Source organism: Bradyrhizobium sp. Leo78 (assembly GCF_059512425.1).
The window spans coordinates 382,095-396,651 of record NZ_JCAMOT010000001.1; the positions used below are offsets into that span (position 1 = coordinate 382,095).

Genomic DNA, 14,557 nt, shown 5'->3' on the forward strand with positions numbered 1-14,557 from the left:
TCGCAATGGTGGGCACGCTTCGCTTTGCCCACCCTACGGCACCTTCAAGAACACGAACTCGGTGTCGTCGTAGGCGCGGCGCTCCAGCTCCTCGAATCCGTCAGGCGCGGCGAATGCGGCGGCCTTCGCCTCTTCCACCACCACGAGCGCGCCCGGCGTCAGCCACGTACCGTCGCGTAAGGACGCCAGCGCCTTATCCGCCAATCCCTTGCCATAGGGCGGATCGAGGAACACCAGCGAGAACGGCTCGACGGGATGCGCAGGCCCGAGATTGGTGGCGTCGCGGCGGAATACTTTTGTCACGCCGCCGAGGCCCAGCGACTCCACATTGTTACGCAGCAGCGCGCGGGCTTCGGCGCCGTTGTCGACGAACAGCGCGAACTTCGCGCCGCGCGACACCGCCTCGATGCCGAGCGCGCCGGTGCCGGCAAAGAGGTCCAGCACCCGCGCGCCCTCAATCGGATCGTCATAGGCGTGGACGAGGATGTTGAACACGGACTCGCGCAATCGATCCGCGGTCGGGCGAATGTCGCGCGAAGATGGCGCGGCCAGGTTGCGGCCCTTCAATCGTCCCCCGACGACGCGCATTCACAACTCTCCGTCATGCCCGGGCTCGACCCGGGCATCCACGTGCTTCAGTCCGCGGCGCGAGAAAGCCGTGGATGGCCGGGTCAAGCCCGGCCATGACGAAGCACTGAGAGCGGACCGATTGCCGCTACGCATCGGCCCGCCTACTCGTCCTTCGGCTTCAGGTCGCGCTTGCCGTGATAGGCGCGCTTGACGCGGCGCGGCGGGCCGTAGCCGGCATTCTCTTCCTCGTTACGAATGCGCGCCTCCTCGCTGCCGGAGCGCTGCACCAGCACGCGGCGGCCCTTGCTGTCGGCAATCACCGCGCGCTTGCTTTTGGGCGGCTTCCTGTCACCTGGCGCATCGTCGTCACCGCCGGCATGGTGCTCTGGCCGGGCGAAGTCGGCGCCCGCAAGCTTGGCGACCTTCTCGCCGAGCTGCTCGCGCAGCACCCGTGTCTTGACCTCATCGACCTTGCCTTCCTCGAGCTCGCCGAGCTGGAACGGACCGTAGGAGATCCGGATCAGCCGGTTCACCTCGAGGCCGAGATGCGCCATCACATTGCGCACCTCGCGGTTCTTGCCCTCGCGGATCGCGAACACCAGCCAGACGTTCGAGCCCTGGTCGCGCTCCAGCGTCGCCTCGATCGGACCGTATTTGACGCCCTCGACCTCAACGCCCTTCTTCAGTTCATCGAGCTGCGCCTGCGTCACCTCGCCATGGGCGCGGACGCGATAGCGGCGCAGCCAGCCGGTGTCGGGCAGTTCGAGCACGCGCGCGAGGCCGCCGTCATTGGTGAGCAGCAGCAATCCCTCGGTGTTGAAATCGAGCCGGCCGACGCTGATCAGCCGCGGCAGGCCTTCGGGCAGATTGTCGAACACGGTCGGACGCCCTTCGGGATCGTCATGGGTCGTCATCAGGCCGCGCGGCTTGTGATACATGAACAATCGCGTCCGCTCGCGCGGCGGTAACGGCTTGCCGTCGACGGCGACGACATCGTTCGCGGTGACGTCGAGGGCCGGCGAATTGATGACGCGGCCGTTCACGGTGACGCGGCCCTGCGTCACCATCTCCTCGGCATCGCGGCGTGAGGCCAGGCCGGCACGCGCCAGCACTTTTGCAATCCGCTCGCCGGACTTTTTCGGCTTCGGCTCCGGACGCGGCCGCCTCTCGAAGTCCGCCGGACGTTCGCGATAGGCGCCGCGGCCGCCGAAGGCCGGGCGCTTCGCAAAGATCTTGCTGTCATCCTCATTGTCGCGGCGCGGACGATCGCCGAAACGGCCTTCGCTGCGCGGATGCTCCTGCCAATCGGTCCGCCCCTCGGGGCGCTCGCTGCGACGATCGAACTTGCGATCATCGCGCTCGCGCGGGCGATCGAATTTCGGCCGCTCACGGAATGGACGATCGCCCTGCTGACGGTCGTCGCGCGAGCGCGAAAAGCGCGGGCGCTCGTCGCCGCCACGATCGTCGCGCGGCCGGTCATAGCGCGGCTTGTCGAACTTCGGCCGGTCGAAATCGCGCTCGCGCTTCTCCCACGGCTTGGACTCGCCACGCGGCGGACGGTCGCCGAAATTCTTGCGCGGTCCGTGGTCGCTCTTGCGATCCCCGCCGCGGGAGAATTTCTTGTCGCCACCAAATTTTCTCTCGGAACGCTCGCCAAATGAGCGTTCGCCGCGAGGACCCTCACCGCGCTCGCGGAACGGTCGCTTCTCGCCGTCGCGGTCGCGTGAAGCGTATGGCTTCCTGTCGCCGAACTTCCGGTCCGAAAAGCGGCCGGCCGGTCGGGCATCATCGCGCGGCGCGCGATCATCGCGACCGAATTTCGGACGATCGCCGCGCGGCTTGAAGGTGCGCTCGCCGCGATCCTCGCGCGGGCGGTCGTCGCGCTTGAAGCGCGGTCGGTCGCCAAACTCGCGGCGCGGCGCATCGCCCTCCTCGCGGCGGCGGAACGGGCGATCCTCGCGCTTGCCGCCAAACGAACGCTTCTCACCCTCGTCCCGGTCCCGCCCATAGCCGCGCTTGGCGAACTTTTTCTCCGGCCCGCGCGCCGCGCCGGAACGGCTCTTGCCGGGGGGCCGGTCCCGCCGGCCGCGCGGGGAGTCGTTGTGTTTGTCGCGGTCGCGGGGCATGAAAGGTCTCACTTCTCAAATGTCGGTCAAAAAGGCATTTGCGTGCGCCGCTATCGGGCCGCATCTCTTGCAAAGCCGGGTGTCCACTGTTGCTGAAGGCGCAGCTAGTAGCAGGTTTCTTGCGATGATACGAGGCATGACTGCCCCTTCTTTCATGGATTTGGCGCTGAAAACCGCCAAAAACGCCGGAAACGCCGGCGAAGTTCCGATCGGCTGCGTGATCGTGCGAGGCTACGACGTGATCGCCACCGCGGGCAACCGGACCCTCACCGACCGCGACCCGACCGCGCATGCCGAGATTTTGGCGATCCGGCAGGCCGCCGAGGCGATCGGCACCGAGCGATTGGTGGATTGCGACCTCTATGTCACGCTCGAGCCCTGCACCATGTGCGCCGCCGCGATCTCGTTCGCCCGCATCCGCCGGCTCTATTACGGCGCGGCCGACCCCAAGGGCGGCGCCGTCGAATCCGGCGTGCGGTTCTTCTCGCAGCCCACCTGCCACCACCGGCCGGAAATCTATCCCGCCATCGGCGAGCGAGAGGCCGCGGCGCTACTACGCGAGTTCTTTCGGGAGCGGCGGTAGCCCCACCCGTCATTGCCAGCGGAGCGAAGCAATCCATCGCGCCACTTGCGGAGGCATGGATTGCTTCGTCGCTTTGCTCCTCGCAATGACAGGCGTCATCCCGCTAGAAAAAACTCTCGCAGCAGCGTCCCCGTCACTTCCGGATTCTCTTCCGTCAGGAAATGCCCGGAATCGACCGGCGCGCCGCTGACATTGGTCGCCCACTGCTTCCAGGTGTCGAGCGGCGTCGCCGCGGCACTCGCGATCCCGGCATCGCCCCACAGCGCCAGCATCGGGATCGTGATCTTCTTGCCCGCCTCGAAGTCCGCCTTGTCGATCTCGTAATCGGCATAAGCACCGGCGCGGTAATCCTCGCACATCGCATGCACGCGCGAGGGATCGCGGAACGGCGCCAGATAATGCTCCAGCGCGCGCGGATCGATGGCATCCAGCGTTTTCGATTTGGTCTGGCTCGCCATCTTGTGCTTCAGGAAGAAATCCGGCGCGCCCAGGATCAGCGTCTCCGGAAACGGGGCCGGCTGCGCCAGGAAGGTCCAGTGATAGATCTTCAGCGCATAGAGCCGGTTGATGCGCTCCCAGTAATTATAGGTCGGCAGGATATCGAGCACCGCGAGCTTCGATAGCCGGCCCGGATGGTCGAGCGCCAGCCGATAGGAGACGCGGCCGCCGCGGTCGTGACCGGCCAGCGCGAATTGTACATGGCCGAGCTTCTCCATGGCCTCGATCATCGTCTTCGCCATCGCACGCTTGGTATAGGGCGTGTGGTCCTTGTCGCTGTCAGGCATGTCGGACCAGCCATAGCCCGGCAGGTCGGCGATGATCAGCGTAAATTTGTCGTCGAGCTTTGGCGCCACCGGATGCCACATCACATGCGTGGACGAGAAGCCATGCAGCAACAGCAGCGGCGGCCCCTTGCCGCCGACACGCGCGAAGATGCGGCCGGAGGACGTATTGATCCATTCAGAGGCATAACCGGGAAACAGATCGGCGAGATCGGACATTCGCGAACACTCCTGCGGCGGTGTCATTGCCGGGCCTGACCGGCAATCCATCCTACCAAGAGATTCTTTGGAGATGGATACGCGGGTCAAGCCCGCGTATGACGAGTTCGTCAGACGCCCTTCTCGGCCTCCACCGCCTGCCAGGCGATATCGCGGCGGCAAAAGCCGTCCGGCCAGTGGATGCGGTCAATCGCGGCGTAGGCGCGCCGCTTGGCCTCAGTGACGGTGTTGCCCGACGCGCAGATGTTGAGCACGCGGCCGCCATTGGCGAGGATGGCGCCATCCTTCTCGACCGTGCCGGCATGGAAGATCTCGACGCCCTCGATCTGAGCGGCCTCGTCGAGCCCTTCGATGCGCGTGCCCTTCTTGTAATCGCCGGGATAGCCCTTCGCCGCCATCACCACCGTCAGCGCCGGCTCGGGGAACCAGCGCAGGTCAAAATTCTTGAGCTGCCCGTCACAAGCAGCGAGGAAGGCCGGCACGATGTCGGACATCATCCGTAGCATCAGCACCTGGCATTCGGGATCGCCGAAGCGGACGTTGTATTCGAACAGTTTCGGGCCCTGCTCCGTCAGCATCACGCCGGCATAGAGCACGCCGCGGAACGGCGTGCCGCGTTGCTTCATGCCGGCAACGGTCAGCAGGATGATCCGCGCCATGATCTGGTCGTGGATCTCAGGCGTCACGAACGGCGTCGGCGAATAGGCGCCCATGCCGCCGGTGTTCGGCCCCTCATCGTGATCGAACACGCGCTTGTGGTCCTGCGCGGAGGCAAGCGGGATTGCGGTCTCGCCGTCGCACAGCGCGAAGAAGCTGATCTCGCGGCCGGACAGGAACTCCTCGATCACGACCTCAGCGCCAGCCGAGCCGAATCCGCCCTCGAACATCATCGCGATCGCCGCTTCCGCCTCATCCAGCGTTTTGGCGACCACGACGCCCTTGCCCGCCGCGAGCCCGTCGGCCTTGACCACGATCGGCGCGCCCTGCGCCCGCACGTAGGCCAGCGCATCATCGGCATTGTCAAAGCGGCGGTAGGCACCGGTTGGAATGTTGAACTCGCTGCAGAGGTCCTTGGTGAACCCCTTGGACCCCTCAAGCTGCGCCGCGAGCCTGCTCGGGCCGAACGCCTTGATGCCGGCGGCAGCGAGATCATCCACGATCCCCGCGGCGAGCGGGATCTCCGGACCGACCACGACGAGATCGACGGCGTTGCGCCTGCAGAACTCAATCACGGCGGAATGATCGGCGACATCGAGCGCCACGCATTCAGCCTCGCGCGCGATCCCGGCGTTGCCCGGGGCGCACCACAGCTTTGTCACCAATGGAGAGGCGGCGATCTTCCACGCCAGCGCATGTTCGCGGCCGCCGGAACCGATCAGGAGAATGTTCATGCGATTGCAGTCAGAATTAAGGGTTGCCGCGCCGTAGCGCGACGGTTTAGCACGGCATCACGCCGCCGCAAGGAATGGCTCCGCTCTGATGTGGATATGTGGCCTGACGGGCTGGTTGGCATCCCAGGACCTTGCGCCCGCGCCTAAAAAGCCCGATTCTAACAAGTGATGACCGCCGCACCGAATCTGCTCAACGCGCCCGAATTCACCGTCTCGGAACTGTCCTCCGCGCTGAAGCGAACGGTGGAGGACCGGTTCGGCCATGTCCGGGTCCGCGGCGAGATCACGGGCTTCCGGGGCCCGCATTCCTCCGGCCATTGCTATTTCGCGCTGAAGGACGAGAACGCCAAGATCGAGGCGGTGATCTGGAAGTTCGCCCACGCCCGCATGCGCTTCAAGCCCCAGGAGGGGCTCGAGGTCATCGCGACCGGCAAGCTCACGACCTATCCGAACTCCTCCAAATACCAGATCGTGATCGAGGCGTTGGAGCCGGCCGGCATCGGCGCGCTGATGGCGCTGATGGAGGAGCGCAAGAAGAAGCTCGCCGCCGAGGGCCTGTTCGACGAGGCGCGCAAGCAGCTCCTGCCCTGGCTGCCGGAAGTGATCGGCGTCGTCACCTCGCCGACCGGCGCGGTGATCCGCGATATCCTGCATCGCCTGGAAGACCGCTTTCCGCGCCGCGTGCTGGTGTGGCCGGTAAAGGTGCAGGGCGACGGCTCCGCCGAGCAGGTCGCCGCCGCGATCCGCGGCTTCAACGCACTCCCCGAAGGCGGAAGGATTCCGCGACCCGATCTTTTGATCGTCGCGCGCGGCGGCGGTTCGCTCGAAGACCTCTGGTCCTTCAATGAGGAGATCGTGGTTCGCGCCGCCGCCGACAGCATGATCCCGCTGATCTCGGCCGTGGGCCATGAGACCGACATCACGCTGATCGATTTCGCCGCCGACAAGCGGGCGCCGACGCCGACGGCGGCCGCCGAGATGGCGGTGCCGGTGCGCAGCGAACTGCTCACCGAAGTCGCTGCACTGGCCCGGCGTGTCTCCGTGTGCTGGCAGCGCGGCCAGGAGGCCCGCCGCAACGAACTGCGGGCCGCGGCGCGCGCGCTGCCGGCGCCGAGCGAGCTGTTGGCGATCCCGCGGCAGCGGCTCGACCATCTCGGCGCAGCATTGCCGCGCGGATTGAAGGCAAACACGCACGCGCATTTCCGCCGTTTCGCCTCCACCAGCGGCCGGCTGACGCTGCGTGTGCTGCACGGGCAGATTTCGCATGCCAGGCAGCGCCTGACCGTCTCGGGCGAGCGCATCGCGCTCTCGGCACGCTCACTGCTGCGCAGCCGGCGCGAGCGCTTTACGGGGCTGGAGGTTCGCTTCAAGGCGTCCAAGCTCGCCAATGCACAGGCGCAGCGGAACGCGATCGCACGGCAGCGCGAACGCACCCATCGGCTCGCCGAGCGCGCGCAGCGCGCCATTGTCACGCTGCTGCAGCGGTTAGATGCACGCGTCGGCCAGAGCGGAAAATTGCTGGCGGCGCTCTCCTATCGCAGCGTGCTGGCGCGCGGCTTTGCCCTGGTGCGCGACGAAGCGGGACATCCGGTACATGCCGCGGCCAGCGTCGCGCCGAATGCACTTCTGTCGATCGAATTCGCCGACGGCCGCGTGGCTGCTACCGCCGATGGCGATCGCCCCGCCATCGCGGCACCGGCGCCTGAGCCGAAGCCGGTCACGCGCGAGTCGAAACCCGCGCCGAAGCGGCTCGTAAAGCCGGTCGACCAGGGCAGCCTGTTCTAGTCTGTAGCCCGGGTGGAGCGGAACGCGTAACCCGGGACACCTGTGTCCGCGTTGCGAGCGGCCCCGGGTTACGCGGGCGCTTCACCCGGGCTACGGCAGTGGGGAAAGAGAGCCCTCACCTGGCACTAACGCGAGAGCCAGGCGGCGACTTGCTTCTGCGCGTCGGTGCGCGCCTCCGCATCGGTGCCGATGTGGCCGACCTCGGGCATCGCGGCATCGGCTGTTCCGGCAATCGCCCGCAGCGGCAGGTTGGCGAGATCGAAGTCGTGATAGGCGCCGGGATAGGTGATGATCCGAGCCAGCGCGCTGCGGCCTCGCGCGCCGTCGACCATCTGGTGGCAGGCCGGCGGAGAACTGACATCATCGTTGGCGCCGATCATGACCAAGGTCGGCACCCGCGTGCTCCAGCCGAGCCTGGAGGACAGCCGGCAATCCGGATAGAACGCAATCGCCGAGCGGAAATCCGGCTCGGTGCTGCGCGAGGGAAGTTGCGGCCGCACGGCCCACAACAGCGCACTGGCGCCATTGGCCCAGCCGATCAGGCTGATGCGCTCATGCGCCACCCAAGGCTGCTGCATCAGCCATTGCCGCGCCGCCATGATATCGGCGACCCGCTCGCGGCGCGCCAGCACATGCCGTTCCCGGTCCTTGACGCGGCATTGCGGGCCGACCTCGCGCGAGCCGTAGCTGTCGGGCAACAGCACGGCGTGGCCAGCCTTGAGCAATTGTTCCGCCCAGTCGCGGTAGCGCGGCAAGACCGGCTCCGAACGCCCGGCGAGACCGCCGCAGCCATGCAGCGCAATCACGGTCGGAAACGGGCCATCGCCGTCGGGCTTGTAGAGCTGCGCGTGCAACGTGAGATTGGTGGCAGGAATATCGACCTGATGCGGCGCAGGCAGCGGCGCGGCCGTCGCGGCGGAAGCCACAGCAACGAACGTCAGGAAAATGGCTGCTGACAAAAACCGCATCTCAATTGGCCGGATCATGGTGGCGCTGCTGACCGAGCGGACCAGGGCTGTCAAACTATCATGCAGCATGGCTGCAATTCATCACAAGTCGGTGGTTTAAGCTGCGGACATTACAGCCTATTTATGGTAGGTAAAAACCGCAACCCCAACGAGGCCTCGTGTTAAGGCCGGGCGGAGAGTTTCATAGTGCTGAACAAGTTTGGTCCCTCGGGTCATGGCGAAGCACAGGTGCAATATCTGGATGGCGATTTCCGCGTGGTCTCGCCCGGAACCTATGTGCGCTGCGCCCTCACGGACGTACGGATCCCGCTCGACGAGCTGAAGTACTGGAGCGTCGATCTGCAGGAGGCCTATGCCACCCCGACCGCGGTGCTGCAGCGGCATTTTCCCGCTGCACTGAAGCAGGGATAGCGCTGCCATAGATGGCACTGCCGTAGCCCGGGTGGAGCGCCAGCGTAACCCGGGACCGCTCTCAATTGCTGACGGGGATGTCCCGGGTTGCGCTTCGCTCCACCCGGGCTACGAACTACCGAACCTGTTTTCGCGCGCCTTGGACAGGCTGTCTGAGACGAACTTTCGCAGCGATGCTGCATCCTCGAACTCCAGCGTCACCGCGAACCGCACCACCGCCTGCGCCCAGACAGGCAGCTCTCCGCGCTGCTTGAGCCGCGCCAGATCCTTTTCCGTGGTCACCAATGTCAGCCCATCGCCTCTCGCCTGCGACACCAGGCTATCGATGTCAGCCTTCGAGAACACGTGGTGATCGGGGAACGCACTCTCTTTGATGACGTCGACGCCGCTGTTGCGGAGGGTGTTGAAGAAGCGCGCGGGATCGCCAATGCCGGCAAAGGCGAGCACGCGCCGGCCCTGGAGCGACGCAAGCGATGCATCGTCCGGCCGCAGCCGCGCCGGCAGCACAGGCTTTCCGCGCACCGTGAGTTCGGTCGCCAGCATCTTCGCGGCAGGGCCGCCGCCGACCACGACGAGCGCGTCGGTACGCGCAACCTGCGGCGACAGCGGCGCGCGCAACGGGCCGGCCGGAAACACCTTTCCATTGCCGAGGCCGCGGTGGCTGTCGATCACGATGATCGAGGCATCCTTCGCGACCGCCGGATTCTGGAAGCCGTCATCCATCACCAGTACGGTCGCTCCCAGCGACTTCACCAGCGCGACGCCTTCGGCACGGTCGCGCGCGACCACGACCGGCAGCCGCTCGGCCAGCATCAGCGGTTCATCGCCGACATCGGCGGCGGAATGTTTGGCAGGATCGACCTGCACCGGCCCGCGCAACTGGCCACCATAGCCGCGGCTGAGCACAACAGGCACGTCCCCGAGTTCGCGCAGCAGCTTTGCCAGCGCCAGCACGGTCGGCGTCTTGCCGGCGCCGCCCGTGTGATAATTGCCGACGCAGAGCACGGGAATGCCGGCGTCGATCCCCTTGCGCTGCATACGTCTGGCGGCGATGGCGCCATAGAGCGTGGCGAGCGGTTGCAACAGATGCGATTTTAGGGATGCCGGACCGTGCCAGAAGGCCGGCTCACGCATTGGCGGCTCCCATCTCGATCCGTAACTGCAAGAGATACGGCTCGAGCGCCCCAAGTGTTCGCTCCAGCGCGCCGCCGAGCTGCCGCACCACATGTTCGGCCGCCCCCAGCGAGGCTTCGCGCGCCTTGGCATCGTCCAGCAACTGGCCGAGCTGCTTCACCAGCGCTTCCTGCGTCTCGGCACGCCGCGCACCGCCGGCACGATCGAGCGCCTCATAGACGTCGGTGAAATTGAAGACGTGCGGGCCGTGCACGATCGCTGCGCCAAGCTTCACGGCCTCGATCGGGTTCTGGCCGCCGTGCGGAACCAGCGAACCGCCCATGAACACGATCGGCGCCAATCGATAGAACAGGCCGAGCTCGCCCATGGTGTCGGCGACATAGACGTCGGTGGTCGCAATCGGCAGCTCCTCGCGCGACCGCAGCGCGCTGTGCAGGCCGGCGCCATCGACGACGCGCGCGACCGCCTCGCCGCGATCCGGGTGCCTCGGCACGATCACCGTGAGCAGCGAGGGAAAGAATCCCGCAAGCGCGCGATGCGCTTCCACGAGCTGCTCTTCCTCGCCGGGATGGGTGGAGGCTGCGACCACAATCGGGCGGCCGCGCGTCACCGCCATCAGCCGCTCCAGCTTCGCAGGATCGGCCGGCGGCGCCGCGACGTCGAGCTTGAGGTTGCCGGTGATGACGACGTTGCGACTGCCGAGCGCCGCAAAGCGCTCGGCGTCCATTCCCGACTGGGCCAGGCAGATATCGAAGCGATCGAGCAGGGCCGAGATCGTGTGCGACATCCGCTGCCAGCGCGGAAACGAGCGCTGCGACATTCGTCCGTTGATCAGCACCATCGGCAAGCGGCGCGCGGAGCTCGAAAGAATCAGGTTCGGCCAGAGATCCGACTCGATGAACAGTGCCAGCGACGGCCGCCAGTGATCGAGGAAGCGCGCGACAAAGCGCGGGGAATCATAGGGCACATATTGATGGATGACGTCGGGCGGAAAGCGCTTGGCAACGATCGCCGCCGAGGTGACGGTGCCGGAGGTGAGCAGGATGCGCAAATTGAGCTCGCGCAGCTTCTCGATCAGCGCCGCCGCCGCCAGCACCTCGCCGACGCTGGCGCCATGGATCCATACCAGCGGCCCGTGCGGTCGCACATCGGCGCTGACGCCGCGCCGTTCGCCGACGCGGGCCGGATCCTCCTTGCCGAGCTTCAGCCGCCGCCGGATCAGCGCAGGCGCGAGCGGCACCATCGCGGACGACAGTCTTTGGTAGACCCGCAACGTCATCGGCAGCGAGTTAGCCAAGCGCTCCCTCCGGACGCCCGACGACCGCATAGGCCTTTCGGGTCGCTTCGTTCAGCAAGGCCTCCACCCTGAGCCGCAGCGTTTCCATGGTCTCTGCGTCGGCGTCGGGCGGCACCTCCACGGAATCGATGCCCACCAATGCGCCCCTTCCGAATGGCAAATTGATGGTGGTGGAATCCCAGTTTTTCAACCGGATGAACCGGCTGGTCACCATGGCAAAGGGCATGATCGGCCGGCCCGACTCGCGGGCCAGCATGATGATGCCGAGGCCGGCGACCCGGGCGCGCTTGGGCACGTCGGCGGTGGTCGCGACGTTCCACTTGTCCTCCAGCGCCTGCAGCATCTCCCTGAAAGCGCCGACGCCCCCTTTGCGATGGAAGCCGCCGGAATGGTCCCCCGACCCCCTGATGGTGCCGACGCCGAGCCGCTCGGCCGCGATCGCGTTGAACTCGCCGTCCCGGTGCCGGGAGATCAGGACCTTGGCGCGATGGTTTCCCCTGATCCGGATGAAGGGGGTCATCAGGTGCTGGCCGTGCCAGAACACGAAGATGCAGGGCATCTGCGGTTCCACCTGCTCGTAGACGTCAGGCGGCTCAAGGCTGAACCTGTTGGTCAGCCAGACCAGCCGCAGATATTCGGCCGCAAGCAGGCCCAGCGCACGCTGCACGAGGCCGCTGCGCAGGAAATCGCGAATCAGTCGTTTCAAAGGGAGGGCTTTGTGTCTTGACCCGGATCGAGCAGCCGATGGAGGTGGACGATGAAATAGCGCATGTGGGCGTTGTCCACGGTCTGCTGCGCCTTCGCCTTCCAGGCCACGTGGGCGCTGGCGTAGTTGGGATATACGCCGACGATCTCGACCTTATCGAGATCCTTGAAGGTGTTGTGCTGGAGGTCGATCAGCTCGCCACCGATGACGAGATGCAACAATTGCTGCGGCTGGGCACTATCTGACATAATCGTTTTTCCTGATGAGATGCCCGGCAGGCAAGTCCTGCGGCGCGCGGCGGTCAGTGCAACGGGCGGTTGCGAAAATGCTCGACAATACGTGCATGACGATCATGTCCCGCTGCCACCAGCACCCCATGCGCCAGCTCCCGGCGATTATACTCAATCGCATCCCCCGAGAGTGCCGTCATCTTACCATCCGCTTCCTGCACGATCAAATTCGCCGCCGCAAGATCCCAATCGTGACTATTGCCGCCTGCGAAGGCCGCATCGAGCTCACCATGCGCGACCCGGCATAGCCGGAGCGCCAGCGAACCGATTCGCGGATGCAACGTGATTTCCTGCGTCGAAGGGCTCAATCGCTGCAGGAGCGGCTTCGGGCCGGCCATGCGAGAGAAATCGAGATCGGTGCCCGCGGTCGCGCGCATCGCGATGCCATTGCGCGTGCTGCCCTGCCCGCGCGCGGCGAAAAAGAACTCCTTGCTGGCGGGTGCGAATACCGCCGCCAGCACGGGCGCGGCATTTTCAACCAGCGCCACGCTGACGCACCAGTCCTCGCGCCCGGCCAGATAGGAACGTGTGCCGTCGATGGGATCGACGATCCATACCAGACGCTTGCCAAGCCGTGCCTGGTCATCGGCGCTCTCCTCCGATAGCCAGCCATAATCGGGCGTTGCCGAGCGCAGGCGCTGCTCCAGCAGGTCATTGACCGCAATATCGGCCTCCGACACCGGCGATGAGGCGCCCTTGATCCAGTTCTTCAATTCGGTGCGAAATAGCGAGAGCGCCAGCGCCCCTGCTTCCCGCACCGCCTCCGCCAGCAGCGCGGCGTCGCGCGCCAGGATCCCGTCGTCCGTATCAGCGTCCGCCAAGCGTCAGTCCCTCGATGCGCAGGGTCGGCGCGTTCACGCTGTAGCGGAATTCCAGATCGTTCGCGGCGACCAGCGATTTGAACATCGCCAGCAGATGGCCTGCGATGGTCACTTCGCTCACGGCATAGGTGATCTCGCCGTTCTCGATCCAGAAGCCCGAGGCGCCGCGGCTGTAGTCGCCGGTCACGCCGTTGACGCCCGAACCGATCAGGTCGGTGACATAAAAGCCCTGCTTGATATCGGCGATCAATTCCTTCGGCGTCGCCGAGCCGGGCTCGAGATGCAGATTATAGGCCCCCGGCGACGGCACCGAGGAGACGCCGCGATGCGCGTGTCCCGTCGTCACCATGCCGAGCTCGCGCGCGGTGGCGCAATCGAGCAGCCAGGTGGTCAGAACGCCGTCATCGATCAGGGCGGTCTTCTTCACCTTGACGCCTTCGGCATCGAAGGTCTGCGAGCGCAGGCCGCGCACCCGCAAAGGATCGTCGATGATGCGGATATTGCTCGCGAACAATTGCTGGCCGAGACGATCCTTCAGGAAACTGGTCTTGCGCGCGATCGATGCACCGTTGATGGCGCCGACGAGATGGCCGACGATCGAGTTCGCAACGCGTGGATCGTAGACGACGGGCACCTTGCAGGTCTCGACCTTGCGCGGATTGGTGCGCGCCACCGCGCGCTCGCCCGCCTTGCGGCCGACACTCGCAGGCGAAGCAAGATCGGATGCATGCAACGCGCTCGTGAAATCATAGTCGCGCTCCATGCCGGTGCCCTCGCCCGAGATCGCGGTCATCGAGATGCCGTGGCTCGAGCGCAGGTAGGAACCATGGAAACCGGTCGAGGTCACCAGCACCATGCCGCCGATGCCGGAGGAAGCCGACGCGCCGCCGGATTTGGTCACGCCATTCACCGCGAGCGCCGCCGCTTCCGCCTCGGTGGCGCGGCGTTCGAGTTCCGCGGTCGAGGGCACGTTGCGATCGAGCAGGTCGAGAGCGGGGAAGTCGCGCGCCAGCAGCGCAGGATCCGCAAGCCCGACATATTTGTCATCGGGCGCAACGCGCGCCATCGCGACCGCGCGCTCGGCAAGCTTGGCGATCCCGTCGCCAGTGACATCATTGGTGGAGACCACCGCCTGGCGCTGACCGACCAGCACGCGCAGGCCGACATCGTCGCCTTCGGAGCGCTCGGACTCCTCGACGCGCCCGTCGCGCACCTCAACGCCTTGCGAAACGCCGCGCACCGCGATCGCATCCGCCGCATCCGCGCCGGCGCGCTTGGCGGCCTCGACAAGACGCTGCGCCAGTTCACTCAAAACCGACTGGTCGAACAGGTCGGTCGCGGACTTTTCGGCAAGCGAGGGTGAAGGGTTCACGAACAGATTCCTGACATTGAAGGGCTCAACGCAGCGCGGCGCGCCAAACCCACCAAGTGGGCCGGATTTGCAGCGATTTCAAGCGTTTTGCCGCGCGATGAA

14 protein-coding genes are annotated in these 14,557 nt (G+C 66.0%); 3 read left to right on the plus strand and 11 right to left on the minus strand.

Annotated elements, in window-relative coordinates:
- Nucleotides 1-33: 33 nt before the first annotated feature.
- Together rsmD and AC5ZG1_RS01710 are read right to left on the minus strand one after the other, a co-directional pair.
- Nucleotides 34-588, minus strand: coding sequence for a 16S rRNA (guanine(966)-N(2))-methyltransferase RsmD (gene rsmD, locus AC5ZG1_RS01705; RefSeq protein WP_130230603.1), 555 nt, complete (start codon nucleotides 586-588; stop codon nucleotides 34-36).
- 143 nt (nucleotides 589-731) lie between these two features.
- The gene (locus AC5ZG1_RS01710; RefSeq protein ID WP_496131811.1) at nucleotides 732-2,696 is read right to left on the minus strand and encodes a pseudouridine synthase; all 1,965 of its coding nucleotides are present in this window, start codon (nucleotides 2,694-2,696) and stop codon (nucleotides 732-734) included.
- 136 nt (nucleotides 2,697-2,832) lie between these two features.
- Here AC5ZG1_RS01710 and AC5ZG1_RS01715 point away from each other — a divergent pair, with 136 nt between their 5' ends.
- Nucleotides 2,833-3,279: a nucleoside deaminase gene (locus AC5ZG1_RS01715; RefSeq protein WP_245287490.1), complete on the plus strand. Its 447-nt coding sequence runs from the start codon at nucleotides 2,833-2,835 to the stop codon at nucleotides 3,277-3,279.
- Nucleotides 3,280-3,374: 95 nt separating this feature from the next.
- Here AC5ZG1_RS01715 and AC5ZG1_RS01720 read toward each other — a convergent pair whose 3' ends face one another.
- Together AC5ZG1_RS01720 and purD are read right to left on the minus strand one after the other, a co-directional pair.
- The gene (locus AC5ZG1_RS01720; protein WP_496131812.1) at nucleotides 3,375-4,280 is read right to left on the minus strand and encodes an alpha/beta fold hydrolase; all 906 of its coding nucleotides are present in this window, start codon (nucleotides 4,278-4,280) and stop codon (nucleotides 3,375-3,377) included.
- Between the two features lie 110 nt (nucleotides 4,281-4,390).
- Entirely contained in the window at nucleotides 4,391-5,671 is a 1,281-nt protein-coding gene (gene purD, locus AC5ZG1_RS01725; RefSeq protein WP_496131813.1) for a phosphoribosylamine--glycine ligase, read from the minus strand.
- A 168-nt stretch (nucleotides 5,672-5,839) separates the two neighbouring features.
- Here purD and xseA point away from each other — a divergent pair, with 168 nt between their 5' ends.
- Complete coding sequence (gene xseA / locus AC5ZG1_RS01730; protein WP_496131814.1) at nucleotides 5,840-7,456, plus strand: exodeoxyribonuclease VII large subunit; 1,617 nt, start codon at nucleotides 5,840-5,842, stop codon at nucleotides 7,454-7,456.
- 125 nt (nucleotides 7,457-7,581) lie between these two features.
- Here the strand turns inward: xseA and AC5ZG1_RS01735 are convergent, their stop codons facing one another.
- Nucleotides 7,582-8,424 carry a dienelactone hydrolase family protein gene (locus AC5ZG1_RS01735; protein ID WP_165435386.1) on the minus strand — a complete coding sequence of 281 codons (843 nt, stop codon included), beginning with the start codon at nucleotides 8,422-8,424 and terminating at the stop codon, nucleotides 7,582-7,584.
- 186 nt (nucleotides 8,425-8,610) lie between these two features.
- On the opposite strand from AC5ZG1_RS01735, the gene AC5ZG1_RS01740 reads away from it, so the two are divergent.
- Nucleotides 8,611-8,835 (plus strand): DUF2093 domain-containing protein, encoded by a 225-nt coding sequence (locus AC5ZG1_RS01740; protein WP_028166937.1) that lies wholly within the window; start codon nucleotides 8,611-8,613, stop codon nucleotides 8,833-8,835.
- Nucleotides 8,836-8,943: 108 nt separating this feature from the next.
- On the opposite strand, the gene lpxK is transcribed toward AC5ZG1_RS01740, so the two are convergent.
- Genes lpxK through AC5ZG1_RS01770 form a run of 6 tightly spaced genes read right to left on the minus strand, consistent with a single transcriptional unit; the run spans nucleotide 8,944 to nucleotide 14,455 of the window.
- Complete coding sequence (gene lpxK, locus AC5ZG1_RS01745) at nucleotides 8,944-9,969, minus strand: tetraacyldisaccharide 4'-kinase (protein WP_496131815.1); 1,026 nt, start codon at nucleotides 9,967-9,969, stop codon at nucleotides 8,944-8,946.
- Nucleotides 9,962-11,296 carry a 3-deoxy-D-manno-octulosonic acid transferase gene (locus AC5ZG1_RS01750; protein WP_130227996.1) on the minus strand — a complete coding sequence of 445 codons (1,335 nt, stop codon included), beginning with the start codon at nucleotides 11,294-11,296 and terminating at the stop codon, nucleotides 9,962-9,964. Before AC5ZG1_RS01750 ends, lpxK begins: the two co-directional genes overlap by 8 nt.
- Nucleotides 11,259-11,972, minus strand: coding sequence for a lysophospholipid acyltransferase family protein (locus AC5ZG1_RS01755; protein WP_028166940.1), 714 nt, complete (start codon nucleotides 11,970-11,972; stop codon nucleotides 11,259-11,261). The genes AC5ZG1_RS01750 and AC5ZG1_RS01755 overlap by 38 nt, the downstream gene beginning before the upstream one ends.
- Nucleotides 11,969-12,220: a DUF4170 domain-containing protein gene (locus AC5ZG1_RS01760; RefSeq protein ID WP_028166941.1), complete on the minus strand. Its 252-nt coding sequence runs from the start codon at nucleotides 12,218-12,220 to the stop codon at nucleotides 11,969-11,971. Before AC5ZG1_RS01760 ends, AC5ZG1_RS01755 begins: the two co-directional genes overlap by 4 nt.
- Nucleotides 12,221-12,273: 53 nt before the next feature.
- Nucleotides 12,274-13,083: a 3'(2'),5'-bisphosphate nucleotidase CysQ gene (locus AC5ZG1_RS01765; RefSeq protein WP_496131816.1), complete on the minus strand. Its 810-nt coding sequence runs from the start codon at nucleotides 13,081-13,083 to the stop codon at nucleotides 12,274-12,276.
- Entirely contained in the window at nucleotides 13,070-14,455 is a 1,386-nt protein-coding gene (locus AC5ZG1_RS01770) for a TldD/PmbA family protein (RefSeq protein ID WP_496131817.1), read from the minus strand. Before AC5ZG1_RS01770 ends, AC5ZG1_RS01765 begins: the two co-directional genes overlap by 14 nt.
- Between the last annotated feature and the right edge of the window lie 102 nt (nucleotides 14,456-14,557).